Origin of the sequence: Microcoleus sp. AS-A8, from assembly GCA_039962225.1 — a bacterium.
GTDB lineage: Bacteria > Cyanobacteriota > Cyanobacteriia > Cyanobacteriales > Coleofasciculaceae > Allocoleopsis.
Genome location: JAMPKV010000002.1, coordinates 220370 through 244732 on the forward strand (window position 1 = coordinate 220370; position 24363 = coordinate 244732).

The following is a 24363-nucleotide window of genomic DNA, read 5'->3' on the forward strand; positions in this document are numbered from 1 at the left end:
TCAAATTCAGATGTAAACTTCACAAAATTCACACAATCAGGGGTATCACCCCTCAAGCCCATCTTGTTATAGTGTGCTTAGTAGATGCACCCTGATAGTCAGGAGAGTCGCCTCAAGTGGCTCTCCTTTTTTTTGTGCCTATAAACGCCTGTTAGAAAAAAACCGGAATAGGGGGTGACACCCTCCACCCCGAACCTTTATACTTGTGAGAAGTAGATGCACCCTGATGATCGGGAGAGTCGCCTCAAGTGGCTCTCTTTTTTTTGTGCCTATAAACGCCTGTGAGAAAAAAAACTTAAATAGGGGGTGACACCCCCCACCCCGAACCTTTATACTTGTGAGAAGTAGATGCACCCTGATGATCGGGAGAGTCGCCTCAAGTGGCTCTCTTTTTTTTGTGCCTATAAACGCCTGTGAGAAAAAAAACTTAAATAGGGGGTGACACCCCCCACCCCGAACCTTTATACTTGTGAGAAGTAGATGCACCCTGATGATCGGGAGAGTCGCCTCAAGTGGCTCTCTTTTTTTTTGTATCAATACCAGCCGCTTCGCTATCTAACTTCCTGAGACTTGATATAATCGCCTCTCAAACAGGAGTCAAGGTTTTCAGGAGGCGTCATGTCAGACTGGCAAGAAATTACAGGTGGTGTCACAGCTCCCAGAGGATATCGAGCGGCAGGAATTACTGCTGGACTGAAACCTTCAGGGCTTCCTGATTTAGCATTGATTTTGTCAGATGTAGATGCGATCGCAGCGGGTGTGTTCACAACCAATCAAGTTTGCGCCGCCCCTGTAGAGTATTGCCGTCAACGATTGCAAGCTAAAGCCAGTGCTCGTGCCGTCTTGGTTAATGCGGGACAAGCGAATGCAGCAACAGGTGAGCAAGGCAGGCAAGATAGCCTGGAAAGTGCCAAAGCTTTGGGGCAAGCGCTGAATATTCCACCCGAATCAATTTTGATCGCTTCGACGGGTGTGATTGGGCAACGCATTCGCATGGATGCCCTATTGTCAGGAATTCCTCAACTTGTCGCCGCCGCCTCAGAAACGGGTTCAGATTCAGCAGCACGCTCAATTATGACTACAGATTTAGTCCCCAAATCGATCGCCCTGGAAACTACTATTGGCGATCGCACCGTGCGAGTGGGTGGCATTTGTAAAGGTTCCGGCATGATTCATCCGAACATGGCAACCCTGCTGGCATTTGTTACTTGCGATGCTACTGTCTCTACTACCTTGTGGCAGCAGATGTTGAGTCGAGCAGCGGATAAAAGTTTCAACCAAATTACGGTTGATGGAGATACCAGTACCAACGATACGTTAATTGCTCTGGCAAATGGTCAATCCCGGACAGCCGCCATTACCGAGATGGGGCCAGAAGCGGAAAAATTGGAGGCGATGCTAACAGCGGTTTGTCAACACTTGGCAAAAGCGATCGCACGGGATGGAGAAGGCGCAACTTGTTTAATTGAAGTACAAGTTTCGGGTGCAGGCGATGACAAAGCAGCGCGTCAAATTGCCAGAAGTATTGCTGGCTCATCTTTAGTTAAATCGGCGATATTTGGTCGCGATCCAAATTGGGGTAGAATTGCCGCCGCCGCAGGTTATGCGGGAGTGCCGTTTGAGCAAGAAAATCTCAGAATTCAGTTGGGGGATTTCTTGATGATGGAAAATGGTCAACCCCTTCCTTTTGACCGTGCAGCAGCTAGTAATTATCTGAAACAAGCAGCAGCAGGTGCGTATTTGAAAGAGGATACGGTTTTAATTTCCGTTAGTGTTGGCAATGGACATGGTACGGGTAATGCTTGGGGTTGTGACTTGAGTTATGACTACGTGAAAATTAACGCGGAATATACGACTTAAATTTGTCAGCCGTCAGTTCTGTGTCTTCTAATGCAACTGACAACGAACAGGTGGGACGGGTGTCATACTAACTGATACCGCGTTCCCAATGAATTGCAACAGTTGTAATCTTTCTCCCCCCTTTTTAACTGGAGCTTTGGTCAGGAGGGCGGGGGGATCTGCAATGTGTAGCGTCTGAAGCAGAATAGATAGACCTGTTTACCCATAATGAATTGATGCTGTCCTCCAGTTACAATCAGCGAATTTCTGTAGTTGGCACATCTGGCTCAGGTAAAACAACCTTGGCGCGTCAAATTTCCCAATATCTTGCTATTCCCCATATAGAACTCGATGCACTCCACTGGGAACCGAATTGGACAGAAGCACCAATTAATATTTTCCAAAAACGTGTAGAACAGTCGCTAAGTACTAATAGCTGGGTTGTTGATGGCAATTACAGCAAAATACGCCCGCTCATCTGGAGTCGGGCTAATACAGTTGTCTGGCTCGACTATTCTCTACCCATTATTATGGGGCGACTGTTACAGCGAACGTGGCGACGAGTTGTGATGCAAGAGGAACTTTGGAGTGGAAACCGGGAGACATGGCAACAAACATTCAGCCGTGATTCCATCTTGCTGTGGGCGCTAAAGACTTATCGCAGCAATCGAAACAAGTATCCCCTTCTTTTGGCTCAGCCTGAGTATATCCATCTCAAGGTAGTGCATTTACATTCACCTAAAGCTACAGGTACTTGGCTGGCAAATTTGACAGTATAAAAAGTGTGATTTGCCCTCAATCGCGAACGCAATACTGCTTTTTGCTCGGATAAAACATCATGATCAACAAGTACGGGATAATTTGCCTTGTCTTAATTTTGGGATTCGTTTTTCTACCGCGTTTAACACTTGCTCAATCACCAGGGTTACTGGAATCTCGGATTGCTCGAATAGAAGCTGAAAATTTCCAGCTGCGATCGCAAGTCAGCCGCATTGAGTCTCAGTTAGCTACACTGAGTGGACGTCCCTTTTCATCCCCCCAAAAACCTAGCCCAAATTCGCCCGCTCCCCAAATTTCCTCTAGAAACAATCGGCGGCAAGTGTCTTCCTCCGATCCAATGTTTGAGCGCCTTGCCACCTTAGTCATTGAACTGAAAGAGCGGGTACAATCCCTAGAATCACAAGTAGCTGAACTCAAAAAGCCACGAACATAAAGTACTTCACTTCTTGGCCTGAATCACCTGAAGGCTGCCACCCGCTTGCAAACGATGATCAAATACTTCAAACCCTGTTTCTTTGAGCAAACTCACTAAATCCGTTTCCAATAACTGCCAAGCGGTTTTTGTCTCAAATAACCACAGAAACATTGATAATCCAGGCCAAAATAGAACATTGGTCGGCTTATGAAAATCCACCAGCGCAAACACACCTCCTGGCTTCAGCACTCGGTAAACTTCCTGAATAATTTGTCGCAGTATAGAGGGTGCCATTTCATGCATAGCCACACTGGTATGCACTAAATCGAATTGTGCATCAGGAAACGGCATCTCTTCAGCTAAGGCTTCCACATACTTGGCTTGAGGAACATTCCGCTTTGCTCGTTGCAGGGATACAGGCGAGACATCCAATCCCGTAACATCCTGTGAGTATTGCACTAAAAACTGGGTAGCTTGACCACTACCACAACACAGATCTAAAACCTGAGAATCTAAAGAAATCGTTAAGCCCTGCAAGGGGAGCTGGTGAAATCGCACTTCTCCACCTACGCTAATAGCGGCTAGGCGAGAGATGCCATCATATAGCCACTGGTATTTATAACTCCAAGTCCTTAAAATAGTTGCCACTGCTCACGTCCTGGTAAAGATGTGTATTTATTACTGCGAATTCAAACCATTAAGAGAATATATTGTTAAAATCAGTAACAAATATGAAAGTTTTTGGAAGCTGTAACTACTATGGGCCGTGTTGGGGTTTTATTACTAAATTTGGGAGGACCCGATGAGTTAAGGGATGTCCGTCCCTTTCTATACAACTTATTTTCTGACCCCGAAATTATTCGTTTACCCTTTTCCTGGCTGCAAAGTCCCCTTGCTTGGTTAATTTCCACACTACGTGCGAAAAAATCTCAAGAAAACTACCGACAAATCGGTGGGGGTTCACCGTTGCGGCGCATTACAGAGGCTCAGGCTCAAGCTCTTCAAGAACATTTACAACAAAAAGGGAAAGACGCCAGAGTTTATATCGGAATGCGTTATTGGCATCCCTTCACAGAAGAAGCGATCGCCCGGATTAAGCGCGACGGAATTACAGATTTAGTCATTCTACCTCTGTATCCTCAATTTTCCATCAGTACCAGTGGTTCCAGCTTCCGTCTGCTCGAAAAAATTTGGCAAGAAGACCCAGCCCTTAACCGAATTAACTATACGGTCATTCCTTCCTGGTACCAGCAGCCCGGTTACCTGCAAGCGATGGCGCAGTTAATTGCCCAAGAACTCGATCAGTTGCCTAACCCTGACTCTGTTCATATTTTCTTCAGTGCTCATGGCGTCCCTGTCAGTTACGTCACAGAGGCAGGTGACCCCTACCAACAAGAAATTGAGGATTGCACAGCCCTAATTATGCAAACCCTCAACCGTCCCAACCCCCATACTCTGGCTTATCAAAGTCGAGTTGGCCCGGTAGAGTGGCTCAAACCCTATACAGAAGACGCCCTTCAAGAATTAGGGACTCAAGGCATCGAAAATTTGCTAGTGGTACCCATTAGCTTTGTCTCCGAACACATCGAAACGCTGCAAGAAGTTGACATCGAGTATCGACACTTAGCAGAAGAAGCGGGTATTGGCAGCTTCCATCGTGTACCCGCCCTCAATACCCATCCTGTGTTTATTGAGTCCCTGGCGACTTTGGTGGTTGACTCGCTTGAGGTCCCTAGTTGCCAGTTTGCTGAAGTCATCCATCCGACGAAGAAAGTTAAGATGTATCCCCAAGAACGTTGGGAGTGGGGAATGACCACAGCCGCAGAAGTGTGGAATGGTCGCCTAGCAATGATTGGTTTTCTGGCTTTGGTGTTGGAGTTAATTAGTGGTCAGGGACCTTTGCATTTTGTCGGGTTATTGTAATTGCAAATAGTGATCCTGAATCCGGATAAGGGTGCGTTCCGACGCACCTCACCTGACTGTTTATATAGCTTTTTAATCTTGATAAAAATAAAGCTGTAAAGGCGTCCATCACGCCTCTACAGGGTTGCCGCATGGGGGAAAACGCACATAGTGCGGAAATTAGTTCATCCGCCGCTTGCGCCTTCTGGCAACAGCTTTCCGCTTTTTCTTTTCGATGGGGGTTTCAAAGTGACGCAAACGCTTCATATCTGCAAATATTCCAGCCTTTGACACTTGACGCTTGAAGCGTCGCAGTGCAGACTCAATGCCTTCATTTTCACCGACAACCACTTGGGTCATGCTATTTTCTCCTGAGCGTGAACAAATAATTTAGTATGAATGATGTCAATCATCCATGTAAATTTCTAACAAAATGGGTGATAACAAGCAGTTGGATGCACTGCTTCATTTGTGAATTAGCGTCAAAGCAGCGCTATCGAATATATGCTCACCGCACGTTGATCACCTCACACTACTGGAGTAAAGGGAGAGCAACTTCTGGCTGTTGAGTTGCATCGGGTTGGCTAAATGTTGATTAACTAAATGTTGATGTCTGGAGAACCAAGCTTAGTAGCGGGGTGAGTAACTACCACTGCGCTTTTTATCTTCGCGAGGCTTTGCCTTGTTGACGCTTAGACTACGACCCATCCATTCGGCACCATTAAGCTCTTGAATCGCTGCATCTTCTTCAGCTTCTGTTTCCATTTCCACAAAACCAAACCCGCGAGAGCGACCTGTTTCACGGTCTGTTGGAATTTGAACACGTTTTACAGTTCCGTATTCCGCAAAAACGCTACTCAGATCCTCTGGTGTAACCTGGTAGGAAAGGTTACCTACATAGATTGACATAAAAAGTCTCCAGAATCAAATAACGCAGAGATTTAGATCCGGAGAGAAGCCTGTAAATACCCAACAGAAACACTGCCACCGAAACATAATTCTCGCTAACTACCCTAGCACAACAACTTGTTAACCAGCCAGTTGAGCTAAGGACTCGGATGCCTCTAGACGTATCCTACACTTAACCGTTAATCGCGTCGGTCGTTCAGGCTTTCGTCGATTGACAACCGAGACTTCTGATTAGCCTAAGATAGGTTTTGAGTTGTGCAATGAGCAAGCTTCTTTTAAGGCGGCTATAGCCTGCTCAATTAATTCGACACCCTGCTCAACGGTTTCAATGACAGCCAACTGCCCCCGCAATTCAGCGGCTCCAGGGAAACCTCTAGTATACCAAGTCATGTGCTTTCTGGACTGACGAATACCGCGATCGCCTTTATACTCCCACAAGGCTTGCAGATGTTCTCGCGCACATTCCAGGCGTTCTTCGGGCGTCGGTGGCGTCAATATTTGTCCAGTTTTCAGGAAGTAGTCAATTTCTCCGACTAAGAACGGATAGCCTAGTGTCCCTCGCGAACACATCACCCCATCCGCACCCGTTTGTTCTAAACAATTTACGGCGGCCTCGACGGAGAAGATATCTCCATTGGCAATCACGGGGATAGAGAGAATCTCCTTTACTCGTCCAATCCATTCCCACTGGGCATTGCCATTGTATCCTTGGGCGCGGGTACGTCCATGAACCGTAATCATCTGCGCCCCGGCCTCCTCCATGCGTTTGGCAAATTCTAGGATATTAATCTCCTGATCGGTCCAGCCAATGCGGGTTTTTACGGTAACGGGGACAGTAACGGCTTGGACTACAGCCCGCACAATCGCCTCAGCGGTTTCCGGTTCCCGCAATAGAGAGGAACCGCCACCGTTTTTCGTGATTTTGTTAACCGGGCAACCCATATTAATATCCACCGTATCCGCTCCTTCCTCAACCGCCATCTGCGCGGCTTCGGCTAAGAAATCAGGGCGGCAGTCAAACAGTTGAATACTGATGGGTCGTTCGTTGGGGTCTACCTCCATCATTTTCGGCAGAGCTTTAGCGTAGCGCAGCCCGGATGCATGAACCATCTCTGTATACATCATCGACTCTGGGGCATAGCGTCGCACCAGACGGCGAAACACCAAATCCGTAACACCAGAGAGGGGTGACTGTAAAACTCGGCTGTTCACTTCCAAAGAGCCTATCTTCAGCGGCGTGGAGAGTTGGGCTTTCAAGCTGGGAGATAAGGAAACCATAGAAGTGATATTGCAGCAATTTAGCTTTTTTATTCTACTCAGTCGGAGCCAGCCATCCTTTAGGTTTTAAGTGTTGGCGATCGCATCCCTTGCCACCATAATTCAGTACAAATGTTCTTGAGCAAGGAATGACTTGCTTGTTGATGAAAACAGAGTGAATTGAAGGCAAAACTCGCTCAAGGCGGCAAACACAACTGATTCATTACGGTTCACCCCAATCCCTGATGCCCCTAATTTTCATACATTAGACACAGTGAAAGTGATCGGTCGTAAAAAGTTACCGATAGCCATTCATTCCTTAAAGGAGTGGCAAAAGCCATCACCCTTTTAAGAACCGTCCTATCTCAGGTTCGGGAACCCCCCCTTCATGAGACAGGTGGAAATTGCTCAGTATAGAGAATGGTAGCAGAGCCAATGGTATTGAAATGGGAAACAACTGCGGGTTGAATTCTTAAAGGGTTCAATTTTGATGCTCCCCTGCCCAATCCTTATTTGTAGTTAAACGAAGCTGGAACACTCTTATGGCAAAAGTTGTTGGAATTGACTTAGGTACAACGAACTCCTGCGTCGCCGTAATGGAAGGTGGTAAACCGACCGTTATTGCTAACGCAGAGGGGTTCCGGACGACACCGTCGGTTGTAGCCTATGCCAAAAATGGCGATCGCCTAGTCGGTCAAATCGCCAAGCGTCAGGCGGTGATGAACCCCGAAAATACTTTTTACTCTGTCAAACGCTTCATCGGGCGCAAACATAGCGAAGTCACCCATGAGGCAACCGAAGTTTCTTACAAAACCCTCAACATAAACGGTAACGTCAAAATCGATTGTCCCGCTCAAGGCAAGCAATTTGCGCCCGAAGAGATTTCGGCTCAAGTGCTGCGTAAGCTAGTCGAGGACGCCAGCAAATACCTGGGTGAAACCGTTACCCAAGCGGTTGTTACCGTTCCGGCTTACTTCAACGACTCTCAGCGTCAAGCCACCAAAGATGCCGGTAAAATCGCTGGTGTTGAAGTGTTGCGGATTATCAACGAACCGACCGCCGCTTCTCTCGCCTACGGTTTAGACAAAAAGACCCAAGAAACTATTCTGGTATTTGACTTGGGTGGTGGTACCTTCGACGTATCTATCCTGGAAGTTGGCGACGGTGTGTTTGAAGTATTAGCGACCTCTGGTGACACTCACCTAGGTGGTGACGACTTCGACAAGAAAATCGTAGATTACCTCGCTTCCACCTTCCAGAAAGACGAAGGCATTGACCTACGCAAAGACAAGCAAGCGCTGCAACGCTTAACCGAAGCCGCTGAAAAAGCCAAGATTGAGCTTTCCAGCGTCACCCAGGCCGAAATCAACCTCCCCTTCATCACAGCAACCCAAGATGGGCCGAAGCACCTGGATTTGGTGTTAACTCGTGCCAAGTTTGAAGAACTCTGTGCAGACTTGATCGACCGTTGCCGCATCCCTGTCGAGAACGCGGTGCGTGACGCCAAAATCGACAAGAGTGCCATTAACGAGGTCGTCTTAGTCGGTGGTTCCACCCGGATTCCGGCGGTACACGAGTTGGTCAAGCGGGTTCTGGGTAAGGAACCCAACCAAAGCGTTAACCCGGATGAAGTCGTTGCCGTAGGTGCTGCGATTCAAGCGGGTGTGCTGGCTGGTGAAGTTAAAGATATCCTGCTCCTCGATGTCACGCCACTGTCTCTTGGTGTAGAAACCTTGGGTGGTGTCATGACCAAAATTATTCCTCGCAACACAACCATCCCCACCAAGAAGTCGGAAACCTTCTCCACGGCTGTGGATGGTCAAACCAACGTAGAAATCCACGTTCTCCAAGGTGAGCGTGAGATGTCAAACGACAACAAGAGTCTGGGTACATTCCGCTTAGATGGTATCCCACCGGCTCCTCGTGGCGTTCCCCAAATTGAAGTAATTTTCGACATCGACGCCAACGGTATCCTCAACGTTACCGCTAAGGACAAAGGAACTGGTAAAGAGCAATCGATCAGTATTACAGGTGCTTCCACCCTACCTAAGGACGAAGTGGAGCGCATGGTGAATGAAGCTGAGAAGAATGCCTCTACTGACAAAGAGCGTCGTGAGAAGATTGACCGTAAGAACCAAGCCGACTCCCTCACTTATCAAGCTGAAAAACAGATGAGTGAACTGGGTGACAAAGTTCCTGCGGCTGACAAGACGAAGGTAGAAGGGTTAATCAAAGACCTGCGTGAGGCGGTTCAGCAAGAAGACGATGAGCGGATTAAAACGCTTACTCCAGAGTTACAGCAGGCCCTCTACAGCATCAGCACCAACCTGTATCAACAAGCGGGTGGTGATTCAGATGGTGGTCCCACACCTCCGGGTGCAGGAGGTTCCGACACAGGCGCAGGCACTGGGAGTTCCGGTGGCGATGATGTGATTGATGCTGAGTTCTCAGAAAGCAAATAAGCTATTGGGATTAGAGGTTGGGGCTGAATTTCTTGAGTCTCTAGCCGCTACAACCTCTAATTAAGTCAAGGGTTGATAGGTAGCGTTCACAGAGTTTGTGAATGCGCCTGTTAACCCTTTTGCTTTGACATAAAAGCTGGGATGGGTAAACCGCAAATATCAACAACTGTGGCGAATGCTGGCAGCATTGTAGAAAAAGCACACATTTTTCCCAGGCAACTCGTTTGGAGTCAGGACTTTAGCCTTGACTTAATGCAACTTGAATGCACATGAGCTGACTATTCTGATGGCTCCGTCGGGAAAGCCCCAGGCCGGACTTGGAGCTTTTGTCTCTTACCCTGACGAGACACTTCAACGTCCAAATTAGCTCCAACCCTACTTGCTTCAACCTGCTGTTGTACCTCAGCCGCACTCTTAATAGGTTTACCGCCCACTTTTTCGATCACATCTCCTGGTTGGAAACCCGCCTGAGCCGCTGGTGAGTTTTTCGCCACATTAATAATGACGACACCGGTGTCTTGCGTTACTTTGACCCCAAGACTCTTGTCTTCATTCAGTTCTTTCCTTAAATCTGGTGTTAGCGTCACCATCTTAATGCCCAAGTAGGGATGCTCAACCCGACCTTTGGTGAATAGCTGATCGGCAATACGTTGAGCGGTTTCAATCGGGATGGCAAAGCCTAATCCCTGAGCACCAGCACGAATGGCTGTGTTAATCCCAATCACTTCACCTTTGGCATTTAACAAAGGCCCCCCTGAATTACCAGGGTTAATGGCGGCATCTGTCTGGATAAAGCTCACCCGTTTTTCGGGAACGCCGACTTGAGAACTAGAGCGATCCAAAGCGCTGATGATGCCCACCGTCACGGTGTTATCCAAACCCAGAGGATTGCCGATCGCGATCGCCCACTCCCCTGGAATTAACTTCTCCGCTGTTCCTAAACGAACGGTGGGTAAATTCTTCGCCTCAATTTTGACCACAGCCACATCGGTGACTGAATCTACGCCTACCACTCGTCCTGAAAACGTCCGACCATCCTTAAGCGTTACTTTCACGTTATCTGCACCTGCAATAACATGAGCATTGGTAATCAGACGTCCATCTGTGCTGATAATAAATCCTGAGCCAGTTCCTCGTTCCACCCGTTGTTCAGGAGGGGGCATCTCATTCCCAAAGAAGCGTCGGAAGAAGGGATTTTTGAACGGTTCTGGAACATCTTGGGATGAAAGTTTACGCGCTGAATCAATCCTCACAACCGCTGGCCCCACCAGCTCTACAGCCTGAGCAATAAAGTTGACGTTGGCTTCAGGAGCAGGGATGGATGACTTACGCGGCAAGGGCTGCAACACAGCCGGAACTGCCTCTGGGGAGCTTGCCACCTGCTGCTCTGCCATGAGATAACGACTACCCAACACCCCCGCACCCCCGCCTATGCCGAGCAAAGTCAGATAAAGGGTTAGCTGCTTTAGGGATAAACTCATGGTTTTGGAAACTCTACGCTAGCTTTTGCTTTCTTCTTACTTCCACTCTACTCAAAAAAGCTTGGATTAAGCGAATACGGTGTAGAGTTTCTCGCTGGGGGAGCTTACAAATGTTATACCTTAGAGTCTTCAATAAAAGACGACTTCAAGCTATCTACGGCCAATCCTGTGGCAGGGTTTCGCTGTGTAATTGGAATTTCGATCACAAACTCAGTGCCTTGCCCTAGGGCAGAGATACATTTGATCTGTCCACCATGTTTTTTTACCACAATCTGATAGCTAATCGACAAACCTAAACCCGTTCCTTTCCCCACCGCTTTTGTTGTAAAAAAAGGGTCAAATAAACGCTGACACACAGACTCTGTCATACCCGAACCGTTATCTGAAATTTGGATAACCGCATGAAGGGTGGACACCGATGGTGTTTGCATCCGATAGCCTGGCAAGTCAGCCATTGGCTCTCTACCGCTGACTTCTTTAATCCTCGTGCGAATGGTAATGGTCGGTGCATGGAGGGGATGTTGAGAAGTGCAATGGGCACAATGTGAATTTAGGGTTCTCAATTCTTCTAGGGCATCAATCGCATTGCTCAAAAGATTCATAAACACTTGGTTTAGTTGCCCTGGATAACACTCCACCAGAGGCAGATCTCCATACTCTTTAATGACTTTAATTTCCGAACGCCCAGTTATCCCTTTGAATTGATTCTGTAAAATTAACAGAGTGCTATCCACTCCTTCATGCAGATTCACGAATTTCATCTCGGCTTCATCCAAGCGAGAAAAATTCCGTAAAGAGAGAACCAAATCTCGGATGCGATCGGCTCCTAACTTCATGGAACTGAGCAGTTTAGGTAAATCGGCTTTCACAAAATCTAGGTCAATTTTTTCGGCTTTTTCCTGAATTTCTTGTATGGACTGGGGATATTGCTGCTCATAAAGTTGCAGCAAATTCATGATGTCTTCTATGTATTGACTTGCGTAAGCAATATTGCCGTAAATAAAATTAATTGGATTATTAATTTCGTGCGCCACACCTGCAACCAACAAACCCAGCGCTGACATCTTTTCAGTCTGAATTAGCTGAGTTTGGTAGGAGTGCAGTTCTTCTAGAGTCAGTTTTAGCTTGGTGGCCTGTTGTCTCAATTTGGCTTCACTTTGTCGCAGTGCCGCCTCTACCCGTTGGCGTTCCAAAATGTCCTGCTGCAACTGGACATTCGCTTGGGTGAGCTGAGCGGTCCTCTCCTCCACCTGTATTTTTAATTGATCGTGCGCCTCTAACAGGGCTAACTCCGCACGTTCGCGTTCAACAATCTCATGGCGCAGTCGTTCATTGGTTTTCTTTAACTCAGCCGTTCGTTCTTCCACCACCTGTTGTAAAACTTCAATCACTCCATACATATCTGCTGGGTTCAGCACTTGTAGCAGACTGGTTTGGGAAACAATGCCGATCAATTCCCCCTCGTTACCAATGACAATTAAGCGTCGTACATGGTGGCGATGCATCTGTTCATGGGCGTGCCACAAAGAATCTGAGGGGCGAAGGCAAAATAGTGGCGTACTCATCACATCTTGAGCCATCATTCGCGACAAATCCAGTTCTAATGCCTGAAACTGCACAATGTCTCGTTCTGTGACAATGCCAACGGGGATGAGAGATTGAGAGCTGGGAATTGGGAAGGGAGCATTGAAAGGTTGACGGTTGGCATCTTGCGGTCTTCTCTGTTCGGTAATCACCACACAGCTAACCTGATGTTCTGTCATCAATTTGGCTAAATGAAGCACCGAAAAACTGACACAAGCATGAATGATCTGGGTTGTCATTACATCTTTGACATACCGCAGTCGTGTCAGAAGATTGACAGGTTGCAGAGCTCGGCGAATACTGTCGTGGGTGACAATTCCCACAGGTTGCCCCTGCTCATCCACGATGGGGAGGTGGCGAATCCGATGTTGCCGAAATAGCCCAAGAGCTGTAAAAACATCATGCTGCTGTGATTGTCTCAGCGTCACCGGAGGCTGTGTCATCACCTCAGCCATGTTGAGGTTTTTTAAGGAAATACCGTCAGCCGTTAGCCTGACAATATCTCGTTCTGTGAAAATCCCAACCATCTGCGACTTGTCAATCACCAAAACGCAGCCATCTGCGGTATCGTTGACTTCAAAAATTGCTTTTTCTGCCTGACCCATGCAGTCAATCTCAGTTCTGCCCCGATTAACTGGATAAGGGTTTTTGTTGAAATCGTGATCGCCATCAGGCAACATGCAGCTACGAAATTGACTCATCAGCGCTAAGACATCGACCAGTGGGGTATCGGGTGCCACGGTCATAAAATGAGAGTCAATCGCATGAGTTAAAGCTAATGACTGAATGGACAGGCCATTAGGCTGCATGAGTAATTTCCAGGGTATTAGCGTTGATGTCGCATGGCTATATTCGCGTAGGGGTCCTTGTGCCCCTTCAATGTTGTCGTACTGTAAAGCACAAGCCGTTTTTTTGACTTTTTTAAGCTGGGATAGCTACGCTAGGAGTAGGAGTATTTGCACCCTGAGAGAATCGGATTTTAAACAGTACAGGTAATGTAGGTAATTGTACGCTGTGATACACTAACAGGTAGGCTAATTTTTTAGCTATTGCAATAAATCCTTACATTCTGGTAACCCCTTTTTACAATTTTTATATCGTCAAAGAATGGGTAATCGGTTGTTGAGTACCCATTACCCATTCCTGAAATAAAGCCCCAACGAGGGTAGATGTTTGCGTTAGGGAGCCAAACGTCGGGATTTTGTCCTGATTCATGGCTGGGCTAACCCTGACCAAGGCTAGCTAGGACGAAGCGCTTCGAGTGCCAGAGGTAGCCTCAAGCCTCTGAGCCACGCGATCCTTTCCCGAAAAACTTCGGGGGTTCTTTGAGAGTATAGACCTGGGTTTCTTGTGCGATCGCATGGCGGATATGAGCCGGGGTTTGCAGAAGTCCCAACAAGCTCATCCCATCAATCAAGCGAAAGCCACCGGTTGTTTTTTCGCTCAGCAACTGGTCAATGGTTGCAGGATCAGGTTGCGTGGCAATAGCTTCGGCTGAAGCAATCGCAAAACCCCAAGGTGCACCGTAGCTGGGGGTATGAGAGCTATAAGAATGAACGTGAGGAAACACTGTACTCAGGGTTTTGACCAAACGAGCATGAAGCGTCAGTTCCACTGGGGAAACAGAGCCAGCTTGCAGCACGAAATATCCGCCCGGTGCTAGCACCCGCTGCACTCTTTCAAAATACTCTTTGGTAAATAGTTGAAACGACGGCCCCTCTTCAATCGGGTCAGAGAGGTCTGAAATCACAATATCCCACTTCTGGTCAGTCGTATCTAAAACTTCCAGAGCATCACCAATGACCAACTTGGTACGCGCATCCTCAAAAGCATTTTGGTGCATCTCTGGCATATGTTCGCGGCAAGCCTCTACCACTTCACCATCAATGTCCACCATCATCGCCTGCTCAACCGTCTTCCAACGCAGAATTTCCCGTACTGTAGCGCCTTCACCGCCTCCCAAAACGAGAACATTCCGAGGATTCCCATGGCAAATCATCGCTGGGTGTACAAGGGGTTCATGGTAAAGGAACTCGTCGCCTGTACAAGATTGCCATTTCCCATCCAAAACTAGCCCTTTGCCATAAGCACCCGTTTCAACGATGTACATTTCCTGGTACTCCGTTTTCTTGTAAGCCAGGACTTTCGTTACGCCATGAACATAAATATCCCAAGGCGTGATGTACTCGCTCACCCACAAATCTGCACCAACTTTACTGCCAGCCATAAAACACCCTCCTTTCCCGTAATTGGCACAGATAGCCATTATTACAGAACAAGGTTAAATTTCTATCTGGCTGACGGAAAGATTAAGTTTGGGGCTTTAACTCAATCTGAATGATGAGTGTTCTATGGGTGATCAAACAAGCTTAACAGCTGGTCAAAAATTTCTTCCCCCGCACGGGTTTGCAGAATTGAGCGAGCTAATGTGATTAATTGAGCATCTGGCTGCTTATCGCTCTGAATCAATTTACTCGCGGGATAGAAGGTAAGGTCATCTGTCCGCATTTCATTTGTCCTGCCAGTTTGCCAGCCAGAAGTCCGGGGATTCCACGAAAGTGATTTACCGCGCAACGTAAACTGAAACCACTCTATGTTTCCCTGACGCAGTTCCACAAACATATCAAAATAAGGCTCCCCCCCCTGGTACCAGATTCGACGTGTGCCCTCCTCCTTGGCTGGGGTTAATAGCCTTTGATCGATAAGTCTTAGGGAAGCGCCCAGTGCCGTAATCTCATCTTGATCCATCAGCGTAATGATTTTGTGTCCAGCAGCCTGGTTCATCCAGTAATACTTAACCATGTTGGAGGCGGCATCATAGCATAGAAATATCTATAACTTGATACACTCTTGCTACCCGTTGCTCCGGATGTGGGATTTCAAGCCAGGGTTTTGTCATCTTTGGCGACACAGCTGTTTTGACCAACTCCGCTAAACATGTCATTCATTATGAATATAGAACTTACTTTAAAAATGAATGCTTGGGCACACAGCCACTTCTGTTAGTGGATTGGCGTTCTAGGGAACTGAGCGGGGTAAGCAGATGGGCCTTTAAGTTGCATCGTCAGGGACGCTCCAGATGCCCTGGGGATAATGATGAGTTTAGTTAAGACTTTAGTCCAAATTCTTAAATAAATCAGCGAGAACTGTATTGGAAAATAAGAATCCTTCTGGGTCGCTTAGCCTTAGCCGTCCAATCGAGGGAAGTTTTTGGGCGTTTGGCTGATCAATAACTGATCCATCTTCCTGAACCACTTCTATCCATCCATTATGGTAGTAGGGGTGTAAAGCCGTCCAAATGGCTTCCAAAGTCTTGTCTCCAAACTGCTCAATGAGGATAGATAAACTGACTCCTTCTGCTAGACGTAGTCCTAGCATCAAAGTTTCTAGCAGAACATCGGTTTGTGATAGCTCCGGAGCATCTAGGACACCACCCGTTTCCATCAATTGTTGTACCCAAGCATAATAGTCCCACCGAGTCCGAGGTCGGGTGAACCGACGCCCTTGCACATAACTAGCGGCTCCCATACCAAAACCATAGTAGGGCCGATTTTCCCAATAGACTCGATTGTGACGGCACTGATGACCGGGCACAGCATAGTTGGAAATTTCATAATGTTCGTAACCCGCACGGGTGAGAATTTGCCGCGCGAGTCGGTACATCTGGGCGGCGGTATCATCTGTTGGCAGGGGGTTGGCACCAGGTGCGTACTGCCGTCCAAAAGCAGTGACGGGTTCAATAATTAGGTCATAGCAGGAAATATGACTGGGGACTAGCTGAACAGCCGTTTCCAGCGATTCCTGCCATTGTTCTACAGTTTGATGGGGTAACCCAGAAATCAAATCAAGGCTGAAGTCGGGAACCTCTACTTGGCGCAGTAGAGCCACAGATGCAAAGATATCTGTAACGTTGTGCGATCGCCCACAAACCCTCAACAATTCATCCTGAAACGCCTGAACCCCCAAGCTGATTCGATTCACCCCGGCAGTCTGGTATCCTTTGAGCTGTTCCAGGCTGAATGTTCCTGGGTCTATTTCCATGGAAATCTCGGCTTGACGCGCAATCCCTAAGTGTTGGTCAATAGTCTCTAAAATGCGTCCTAGCTGTTCTACCGATAGCAGCGACGGCGTCCCACCGCCAAAGAAAACGGTGTCTAAAGAGTGCCCATGCGCTGCTGTTGTTTCAATCTCTTGGCACAACACCCCGACATATTGCTCGATCGTGCCTGAGGTACTCCCCGTGGCTTTATCACCTACTACAGAAACAGGGAAATCACAGTAGTAGCAGCGGCGTCGGCAGAAGGGAATATGGATATAAGCAGAACGAGGAGCTAGATGATTGATAACTTTCTCAGCGTTTTGTAAGGAATAAACCACTTTTTTTTCGCCCCAAGGCTTCAATTATGATGCTAATTCTGAAGACTTGATTAACACTTATGAATAAAATGAGTTTCTCGCTCGGATTTATAGCTATACAAGTCCAACTCGAAACGTTTCAGTTCAGGGCTGCCCTTATAGATGCACCAGTAAAGCGGAAGTGAGAAATACAGTTTAAAGTAGACAATCTAAAGGTTAAATATTGTTGCTCGTCATGCGAGTAAATTGGAAGTTTATTTAAGCCGATCGGCACAAGGAGACAAAATGAGGTGAAAGATATAATGAATCTGATTGTCGAATATCATTCTTTTGTCTATTCAATTCCTTATGGAATATCACCCAAATTACTTGGATTGGAACGATGCTTGATTTTGTCATCATTCTTTTATTCATCCTAGCAGCAGCAGGGATAGGCTTTGATGCCGTTGAATTGCTGCCTCCCTCCGTCCAGGCTCAGGTTTCCAATGTGGAGGCGTTACGCTGGATCACGGCGGGCTTTGGTGCCATTATTGGATTTGCAGTGGGCTTGATGGCGCAGGTTACCTACCGCCGCTTCCAGGCGCAAGTTCGCAAAATGCCTATCGAGGTGCTTTTGACTCGCTCGGTTGGCTTGGTACTGGGACTACTCATCGCCAACTTGATGCTGGCACCGATTTTCTTGATACCCCTCCCCTTGGATTTTGGTTTTATTAAGCCTCTCGCTGGGATTTTGGGCAGTGTCATGTTCGCCTTTTTAGGGGTCAGCTTAGCCGATACTCACGGTCGTGCACTGCTGCGGCTGATTAACCCCAACAGCATAGAGTCCATTCTGGTGGCAGAAGGCACCCTAAAACCCTCCTCTAGCAAAGTTTTGGACACGAGCTGCATTATTGATGGTCGCATCGAAGAACTGCTGAATACAGGTTTTGTCGAAGGACAAATTCTCGTGTCACAGTTCGTCTTGCAGGAGTTGCAGCAACTGGCTGATGCCGCCAATGATCAGAAAAGAGTTCGGGGACGCCGGGGCTTGGAAATCCTAAATCGGATGCAACAAGCTTATCCTGACCGTTTGGTGATTCACCCGGCTGATTATGAAGACGTTAACACCGTAGATGCTAAATTGGTACGTTTCGCTCAGGACATCAATGGCACTCTCGTAACCAACGACTACAACTTGAGTAAAGTTGCCAATTTACAGAAAGTGTCTGTACTCAATGTGAACGACCTCGCTCAAGCGGTGCGTCCGATTTATCTCCCCGGTGACAGTATTGAGTTGAAAATCCTCAAAGAGGGCAAAGAACCGTCTCAGGGCGTGGGCTATCTCGACGATGGCACCATGGTGGTTGTTGAAGAGGGACTGAATCACCTTGGTGGCGAACTGCGGGTTGTGGTCACATCAGCATTGCAAACTTCAGCAGGACGCATGATTTTTGCTCGACCCCAAGCTTCGGTTGCAGCTTGAAGCGATGAGTCCTTTAGTTCGGGTTGAACGATTGAGCCGGTGCCTGTAAGGGGCATCGGTTCTGGCTTGAGGGCGGAAATTCTCTCTTCTAGACGCCTTAGTAGAGGATGTCTTTGATCGCTTTTAAAAAGCTTTGTTCAATGTAGGGCTTGGTAAAGTAAGCAGTAGCGCCTAAATGCATGGCTAAACGTCGGTGCTTGTCGTTGCTGCGGGAGGTGAGCATCACGAGCGGAACTTGCTGAAGTTGAGGGTCTTGGCGACGATGGTTCAAAAGGTCAAACCCGTTCAAATTCGGCATTTCAATGTCACTAATGACTAGATTCACTTCGGCATTGGACTGCAACTGTTTGAGAGCTTCCCAACCATCCCCAGCTTGCAAGACTCGGTACCCCGCTCTTTCCAAGCTCATGGCCAAGGTTTTCCGTAAAGAAGCCGCATCATCGACAACCAAAACCGTAGGAGTTGTTGCCCTATTGAGCGAGGCTAAGGTATGGCTAACTGATGAATGGGTATGAGCGGCGGCGGTGCTATCACGATCGAATTTGATGCTTTGCTCTAACTCGGATACAGCAGCGATCGCGCTTTGGACGGTTTCAGAAGCGATCGCAGAGGTCTGAGACTCTTGACGGAGCGCTTGCTCCACTAAGGTCACACCATCAATCACAGGAATCAAGCTGCCATCCCCCAAGATCGTACAACCGTAGGTATAGCTAGGGGCAGCCACCACCCCACCAAAGGGTTTGATCACCAGTTTTTGTTCCGTCACCAGATGATCGACTTCCAGGGCAACAGGTGTTTGCCCTCGATTGAAGACTAGCAACGGTGGGATTAAATCCGCTGAAGACGATTCTACGACCAATGCCCGACCCAGAGGCGTTTCTGGCACTGGATAGGCATACTCCAAAAGGTCAGCCACTCGATAAATGGGCGCGGTTTGTTCTCGCCACTGCAAAAATCGCTGAGTCCCGTGGCGTTGAATCTGGTTGGCTTTGGGCAGGACGATTTCTTCAATGCTGTCAGACGGCAAGGCAATGGCTTGAGAACCCACCAAGCCTACAATTAATTTGGCACTCGTCAACGTGAGCGGCAAGCCGATGGTGAAGGTGGTACCCACTCCTGGAGTGGAGTTCACGGTGAGTGTGCCCTTGAGGATTTGCAGTTGCGATCGCACCACATCCAACCCCACTCCCCGCCCTGACAGTTCACTGACCTGCTTAGCGGTAGAAAATCCTGGCACAAAAATAAAATCCTGGAGCTGATTTTCCGACACATTCAACAGTTGTTCGGGTGAAATCAATCCCCGTTCCAAAGCCCGACGACCAATCGCTTCCAAATCCAAACCTTGACCATCATCTCTGATTTCAATAATGGTTTGCCCCCCTTGGTGGTAGGCTTTGATTTCAATCTCACCTTGCTCGGATTTCCCTTGTTGACGCCTCAGTTCGGGGAGTTCGATCCCGTGGTCAAAGGCATTTCGCAGCAAGTGTAACAAGGGATCGTAGATTTTTTCCAGGACGGCTTTGTCAACCAGTACCTGTGTCCCGCTTAATTTCAGCGTCACGGGTTTGTGATAGGTGGTGGATAAATCACGCAACATGCGCGGAAAACGGTTGAGGACTTCACCCAGGGGTAACATGCGCGCCCAAACGAACTCATCCTGTAGGTTCGTGAGCATTTTACGCAGTTGGTCTAGGGTGCGGTCAGATTGTCTGGCAAATAGGCCAATATCCGCCACGGATTCTTTCAACTGAACCATGTCTTCTAGAAACCTTTGCAGTAAGGAGTGCAAGGTTCCGTAACTGTCCATTTCCAACGCGTCAAAATCAGCTTGAGTTGTGGCGAATTCTCTGAGTTGACTGACTGAATCGGGGACAGTTTGGGGGTTATAGTTTCGCTCAGGCACCAACGTTTGGTCGGATACCTTCCGCAACTGTTCGACAATTTGCTCGATCGCATCGGCTCGATTCAGCAGTTCTTGCACCGAACTCTGAAGTTGACGATTCTCTAGGGAAAGACCACTCCGGCGGATAGCAGACTCACTGACTAAATTATTCATCCGTTCCAGGCGATCGGCATCAACCCGCACTGTAACTGTTGGTGTGACAGGTATGTTGTCCTGATGAATCGGGGTTGAGCTGGGCTTGAGTGGCGTTGTCTCTGGTGATAACTGGAATGTCAGGTTGGGGCTGTTCTCAATGGATGGGGTTTCAATCGCTTGAGCCGTTACATCGATAGTTTCTGGTGTATTTGTCCCTGTTGCTTTGTCTCCCTGTTGGTGTTGCAGTGCTTTGAGCGTTGAGGTCAGCCGCATCAGTGAGTTGGAGGCAGATGCTTCTTCGGCACTGGCTACCGCGTCGAGCAACAGTTCCTCCCAAGTCGCCAGTGGTTCTACTTCGCTGCCATTGGCTCCTCTCTCCTCCTGAGTCACTTCTTGATCGAGGAGGAGCGAGAAGAAGGGTTGATTTGGATCGGCGGAGTGAGTTGTTGATGGGTTGCCATCCCTCTGGTTAGGAGAAAACGCGAAACCCTCCAACTCGGCAATTGCCTCGTTAAGTGAATCAAACTCTGCCAGTGGGTGATTAACCCCGAACTCGTTGTCCTGATTAACACTCCAGTTGGGCACGAGTGGCTCCTGCTCAACAACCAACCCTACGGATGCCTGAGCCAGTTCCAACAGAGCAAGTGAGAGGTTTCCGTCTGGAGTCGCATTCCCAGCTAGCACGGCTTCTCGGTAGGCTTGAAAATCCGCCAAAGCCAGTTTTGTAATTGTGAGTGCCTGCTCCGGATGAACGTTGAGTGCAGATAGAGCGGCTTCAGCAATCACCCCTAATCCTGGCTTGTTGAGGATTTCAGCGAGCTCGACAAATACCTCCGCTTGTTGACGTAATTCTGCGGCCACTTGGTAGTCTTGGGGGTGACTGACAACAGTGGCAAGCTGCTCCAACCCCTGCCCAACATCCACTTCAAAGATCGATATTGTCATATCGACCCCTAATTGAGCCGAAGTGGGGATGTCGAAATGTTCCACCTGGGCGAAGGCGTCCCCTAATCGCTCTTCCAACTGGGCGAAGATGGGTTCGGCTGTTGCTAAGGCTTGCGCGGCGTCAAATTGGCCGGATGTCATCTGCTGCATTAAGGGTAATCGCAGGCAGTCGTAAGCCGAGAGCAGTTGGCTTTCTAGTTCAGTATCGATTTCTACGGTTTCGCTGTAGAGCGCCTTGAAGAGATTTTCCAGGCGGTGAGCCAAGGTGGCGATCGCATCTAATTCTACGCCCGCCGCTCCTCCTTTAATCGAGTGAGCGGTTCGCATTAAACTGTGGATGTGACTATTGCTACGCTCTTGCTTGAGTGTCAGTAACCCAGCTTCAAGTACCTGCAAAAACTCAGGAACCTCTTCGATGAAAAATTTATAAGCGTGGTCGCGGATATCAGGGTTGACTGCCATGTCCAGTGTTGAAGGTTTGAAGGTTGAACCGTTGAAGGTTTGAAGGTTGAAAGTTTGAAGATATAACCTGTTAACCTGCAACCTGTTAACCTGTTAACCTGCAACCTGCAACCTGCAACTCATTAGCTGACTTTGAATTGAGCCACATCTTCTTGCAGAGCCTTGGCAACCCGTTGGAGTTCCTCAAAGGAGGACGATACAACAGTGGCTTCTTGGGAGGTTTTGTCGGAAATTTGAGCCACATTCGTCATGGTTTGGGTTACCGTTTCCGAAACACCGGATTGCTCGCTTGCCGCTTGAGCGATTTCTTCAACCAGTTGGCTGACTTCAGCAGACGCAACGGTAATCTTACTCAAGGTATGCCGTGTTTCATCCACCAATTTGGTTCCCATCACAACCTGCTCAGTACCCGCTTCCATGGCGGCGATTACCTCATTGGTTTCTCCCTGGATGGCGGCAATTAACTTCTCGATTTCTCGACTTGCTTCTGCCGATTGCTGCGCTAGTGTTCGCACTTCATCTGCTACGATCGCAAACCCTCGCCCTTGTTCCCCAGCACGCGTCGCCTCAATCGAGGCATTAAACGCCAACATCTTGGTTTGTGAGGCAAATTCACTAATCAGGTTGACGACAGTGGAAATCTTTTGGGAAGATTCTCCAAGATACTTGACTTTTTGTCGTGTTTGTGAAACAGTTTCTCGAATCGCCACAATCCCTTCTACCGTTCGGTTCATTGCAGCGTCACCTTCTTCCACGGTTTGACTGGCTCTGCGTACCACTTGGGCTGCTTTTTCCGCACTGAGTGCCACCTGTCGCGCCGATTGAGCCATCTCTTGCACCTGCTTGAGCGCTACGGTAATTTCCTCGGCTTGACGTACTGCTTCTTGGGAGAGCGCTTGGATGGACTGTTCATTATTACTCGTCGTTGTGGCAACGTTGGTAGCAGCAAATTGCACCTTTGTGACAATTTCGCGCAAGTTTGCGACCATGAAATTGTAGGAGTCGGCGATTGTCCCAATATCATCGGCGGTCACGGTTGCGCGAATAGTGAGGTCTCCATCATTAATCGGTTCGACTTCTTCCAGGAGTTCCAACACCCGATTTTGCAAGAGTTCCGTGAGCTGGCGTTGCTCATCGGCGACTCGTTCTTTTTCGTGCAAGAGTATGCCCAACTGACCCGCCATATCGTTGATTTTATTGACTAACAAGGCCAGTTCATCGTCACCTTGTACCGTCAAGCGAGTATTCAGTTCTCCCTGACCAATTTTGACCACAGCATCCGTCGCCTCTAAAATTGGACGAGTGGCTCGGTTGGCGATTGCGATCGCGATTACGGCTACTAACGCTGTGAAAAAAACCGTCCCCAAAAGCAGGGTGATGAGTAGCTGTCTTTGGGGAGCAAAGGCAACCACTGTAGGGCGCGCAACCACCAGACTCCAGTTCAATCCATAGGCTCGACGCAGTTCCTCGTTGGGAACATAGGTGAAAATTTGCTCCTGCCCTTTCTCAGACATGATCGTGGTGAGCTTTTGCTTACCCGCTTTCTGGATCTGGGAAGATAACTTGGGGAATATGTCTGCTAGCTTTTTCTGGAGCAGCTTGGGGTTACTGGATGCGGTAATATTTCCTTGAGAATCCGTCAGATAAAAGTCTCGACCCAGGTTGGCTTCGCTTCCATACAAAAAGTCGTTCACTACAGTCATTGAGGCACGGGTACGGACAAGGGCGACTGTTTTGTTGGTTGATTTATCCTTAACAGGAGCCGCCGCAAAAAAACTAAAACCCACACCCTGAGTTCGGCTTTGTCGCGGATCGACGATTACGGGGCGATCCGTTGCCAATACAGCTTGAGTATAGTCCACCTTCAACACCTGCTCTAGGTCAAATATCTCGCCTGCTGAGGCAATCGTTTCCCGTCGAGGAGGGTTATACACAAGTATGCTGTTGTAGATTTTGCCAGAGTCTATCCAGTCCTTGAGGATGGCATTTTTTTCCTCAGCCGTGAGGGAATTCCGAACCTGAGGGTTGGTGAAGGCATCTAGCTTAGACAGCCTGAGCAGGTCCTCATAGCGCTGTTTGATAAAGAAATTTAACCTGTCTTCCAAGTCTTGAGTATTATGTTCTTCATTTTGAAGAATTTCTGTCTTAATTCCTGTACTAGCCGTAAAATAGGCGGTTGTTCCAACTAGCGCCACGGGAATTGTGCCGATAGCGAGAGCCAGTAATGTTGCCTTGGTTCGCAAACTAGTAAAAGCCTGATGGGAGAAGCGCCACCAAGGAGGTTGCCGCTTTTGCACAGAAAGGTCTAAATTCTGTAAATAAGATTCAGCTTTTTGGGAAGACAGCACAATAGGGGAAGAAGAATCTTCCATCACAGGTGTTTTACCCCCAACAGGTAAATGGTTAGGGACTAACGGGTGACCATTGGACGTTTTGGTAAAGGAATTGTGAGGGGGAATCTGAGTCATAGA

The 24363-nt window shown here is 48.1% G+C and carries 17 protein-coding genes; 6 read left to right on the plus strand and 11 right to left on the minus strand.

The window, feature by feature from the left end:
- The first annotated feature begins 618 nt into the window (after positions 1 to 618).
- The 3 genes from argJ (at position 619) to NDI48_04120 (ending at position 3052) form a co-directional block, all read left to right on the plus strand.
- Positions 619 to 1860, plus strand: coding sequence for a bifunctional ornithine acetyltransferase/N-acetylglutamate synthase (gene argJ / locus NDI48_04110; GenBank protein ID MEP0830388.1), 1242 nt, complete (start codon positions 619 to 621; stop codon positions 1858 to 1860).
- Between the two features lie 215 nt (positions 1861 to 2075).
- Positions 2076 to 2618: an adenylate kinase gene (locus NDI48_04115; GenBank protein MEP0830389.1), complete on the plus strand. Its 543-nt coding sequence runs from the start codon at positions 2076 to 2078 to the stop codon at positions 2616 to 2618.
- Positions 2619 to 2677: 59 nt separating this feature from the next.
- Positions 2678 to 3052, plus strand: a complete 375-nt coding sequence (locus NDI48_04120; GenBank protein ID MEP0830390.1) for a hypothetical protein — start codon at positions 2678 to 2680, stop codon at positions 3050 to 3052.
- A 6-nt stretch (positions 3053 to 3058) separates the two neighbouring features.
- On the opposite strand, the gene NDI48_04125 is transcribed toward NDI48_04120, so the two are convergent.
- Positions 3059 to 3682, minus strand: a complete 624-nt coding sequence (locus NDI48_04125) for a methyltransferase domain-containing protein (GenBank protein MEP0830391.1) — start codon at positions 3680 to 3682, stop codon at positions 3059 to 3061.
- 111 nt (positions 3683 to 3793) lie between these two features.
- On the opposite strand from NDI48_04125, the gene hemH reads away from it, so the two are divergent.
- Positions 3794 to 4957 carry a ferrochelatase gene (gene hemH / locus NDI48_04130; GenBank protein MEP0830392.1) on the plus strand — a complete coding sequence of 388 codons (1164 nt, stop codon included), beginning with the start codon at positions 3794 to 3796 and terminating at the stop codon, positions 4955 to 4957.
- Between the two features lie 159 nt (positions 4958 to 5116).
- Here the strand turns inward: hemH and rpsU are convergent, their stop codons facing one another.
- The 3 genes from rpsU to dusB form a co-directional block, all read right to left on the minus strand.
- Positions 5117 to 5296 carry a 30S ribosomal protein S21 gene (gene rpsU / locus NDI48_04135; GenBank protein MEP0830393.1) on the minus strand — a complete coding sequence of 60 codons (180 nt, stop codon included), beginning with the start codon at positions 5294 to 5296 and terminating at the stop codon, positions 5117 to 5119.
- Between the two features lie 267 nt (positions 5297 to 5563).
- Positions 5564 to 5845, minus strand: a complete 282-nt coding sequence (locus NDI48_04140) for an RNA-binding protein (GenBank protein MEP0830394.1) — start codon at positions 5843 to 5845, stop codon at positions 5564 to 5566.
- Between the two features lie 231 nt (positions 5846 to 6076).
- On the minus strand, positions 6077 to 7123 hold the full coding sequence (gene dusB / locus NDI48_04145) for a tRNA dihydrouridine synthase DusB (GenBank protein MEP0830395.1): 1047 nt from the start codon (positions 7121 to 7123) through the stop codon (positions 6077 to 6079).
- A gap of 521 nt (positions 7124 to 7644) precedes the next feature.
- On the opposite strand from dusB, the gene dnaK reads away from it, so the two are divergent.
- On the plus strand, positions 7645 to 9564 hold the full coding sequence (gene dnaK / locus NDI48_04150) for a molecular chaperone DnaK (GenBank protein MEP0830396.1): 1920 nt from the start codon (positions 7645 to 7647) through the stop codon (positions 9562 to 9564).
- Between the two features lie 278 nt (positions 9565 to 9842).
- Here the strand turns inward: dnaK and NDI48_04155 are convergent, their stop codons facing one another.
- From NDI48_04155 to hemW, 5 genes are all read right to left on the minus strand, one after another.
- Complete coding sequence (locus NDI48_04155) at positions 9843 to 11045, minus strand: trypsin-like peptidase domain-containing protein (GenBank protein ID MEP0830397.1); 1203 nt, start codon at positions 11043 to 11045, stop codon at positions 9843 to 9845.
- Positions 11046 to 11158: 113 nt separating this feature from the next.
- On the minus strand, positions 11159 to 13438 hold the full coding sequence (locus tag NDI48_04160) for a CBS domain-containing protein (protein ID MEP0830398.1): 2280 nt from the start codon (positions 13436 to 13438) through the stop codon (positions 11159 to 11161).
- Between the two features lie 467 nt (positions 13439 to 13905).
- Positions 13906 to 14856, minus strand: a complete 951-nt coding sequence (locus NDI48_04165; GenBank protein MEP0830399.1) for a fused MFS/spermidine synthase — start codon at positions 14854 to 14856, stop codon at positions 13906 to 13908.
- Positions 14857 to 14978: 122 nt separating this feature from the next.
- Positions 14979 to 15413, minus strand: a complete 435-nt coding sequence (locus NDI48_04170) for a hypothetical protein (GenBank protein ID MEP0830400.1) — start codon at positions 15411 to 15413, stop codon at positions 14979 to 14981.
- Positions 15414 to 15743: 330 nt separating this feature from the next.
- A complete protein-coding gene (gene hemW / locus NDI48_04175) occupies positions 15744 to 17006 on the minus strand; it encodes a radical SAM family heme chaperone HemW (protein MEP0830401.1) in 1263 nt (420 codons plus the stop codon).
- A gap of 361 nt (positions 17007 to 17367) precedes the next feature.
- On the opposite strand from hemW, the gene NDI48_04180 reads away from it, so the two are divergent.
- Positions 17368 to 18447, plus strand: a complete 1080-nt coding sequence (locus tag NDI48_04180) for a PIN/TRAM domain-containing protein (protein ID MEP0830402.1) — start codon at positions 17368 to 17370, stop codon at positions 18445 to 18447.
- 97 nt (positions 18448 to 18544) lie between these two features.
- Here NDI48_04180 and NDI48_04185 read toward each other — a convergent pair whose 3' ends face one another.
- Both NDI48_04185 and NDI48_04190 read right to left on the minus strand, forming a co-directional pair.
- On the minus strand, positions 18545 to 21892 hold the full coding sequence (locus NDI48_04185) for a hybrid sensor histidine kinase/response regulator (GenBank protein ID MEP0830403.1): 3348 nt from the start codon (positions 21890 to 21892) through the stop codon (positions 18545 to 18547).
- Positions 21893 to 22014: 122 nt separating this feature from the next.
- The gene (locus tag NDI48_04190) at positions 22015 to 24360 is read right to left on the minus strand and encodes a methyl-accepting chemotaxis protein (protein MEP0830404.1); all 2346 of its coding nucleotides are present in this window, start codon (positions 24358 to 24360) and stop codon (positions 22015 to 22017) included.
- Between the last annotated feature and the right edge of the window lie 3 nt (positions 24361 to 24363).

Excerpts from the sequence above, each read along its gene's own strand:
- dusB (MEP0830395.1), bottom strand. The coding sequence starts at position 7,123 with ATGGTTTCCTTATCTCCCAGCTTGAAAGCCCAACTCTCCACGCCGCTG.
- dnaK (MEP0830396.1), top strand. The coding sequence starts at position 7,645 with ATGGCAAAAGTTGTTGGAATTGACTTAGGTACAACGAACTCCTGCGTC.
- NDI48_04180 (MEP0830402.1), top strand. The coding sequence starts at position 17,368 with ATGCTTGATTTTGTCATCATTCTTTTATTCATCCTAGCAGCAGCAGGG.
- NDI48_04155 (MEP0830397.1), bottom strand. The coding sequence starts at position 11,045 with ATGAGTTTATCCCTAAAGCAGCTAACCCTTTATCTGACTTTGCTCGGC.
- NDI48_04165 (MEP0830399.1), bottom strand. The coding sequence starts at position 14,856 with ATGGCTGGCAGTAAAGTTGGTGCAGATTTGTGGGTGAGCGAGTACATC.
- argJ (MEP0830388.1), top strand. The coding sequence starts at position 619 with ATGTCAGACTGGCAAGAAATTACAGGTGGTGTCACAGCTCCCAGAGGA.
- NDI48_04170 (MEP0830400.1), bottom strand. The coding sequence starts at position 15,413 with ATGAACCAGGCTGCTGGACACAAAATCATTACGCTGATGGATCAAGAT.
- hemH (MEP0830392.1), top strand. The coding sequence starts at position 3,794 with ATGGGCCGTGTTGGGGTTTTATTACTAAATTTGGGAGGACCCGATGAG.
- rpsU (MEP0830393.1), bottom strand. The coding sequence starts at position 5,296 with ATGACCCAAGTGGTTGTCGGTGAAAATGAAGGCATTGAGTCTGCACTG.
- NDI48_04185 (MEP0830403.1), bottom strand. The coding sequence starts at position 21,892 with ATGGCAGTCAACCCTGATATCCGCGACCACGCTTATAAATTTTTCATC.
- NDI48_04140 (MEP0830394.1), bottom strand. The coding sequence starts at position 5,845 with ATGTCAATCTATGTAGGTAACCTTTCCTACCAGGTTACACCAGAGGAT.
- NDI48_04115 (MEP0830389.1), top strand. The coding sequence starts at position 2,076 with ATGCTGTCCTCCAGTTACAATCAGCGAATTTCTGTAGTTGGCACATCT.
- NDI48_04190 (MEP0830404.1), bottom strand. The coding sequence starts at position 24,360 with ATGACTCAGATTCCCCCTCACAATTCCTTTACCAAAACGTCCAATGGT.
- NDI48_04120 (MEP0830390.1), top strand. The coding sequence starts at position 2,678 with ATGATCAACAAGTACGGGATAATTTGCCTTGTCTTAATTTTGGGATTC.
- NDI48_04160 (MEP0830398.1), bottom strand. The coding sequence starts at position 13,438 with ATGCAGCCTAATGGCCTGTCCATTCAGTCATTAGCTTTAACTCATGCG.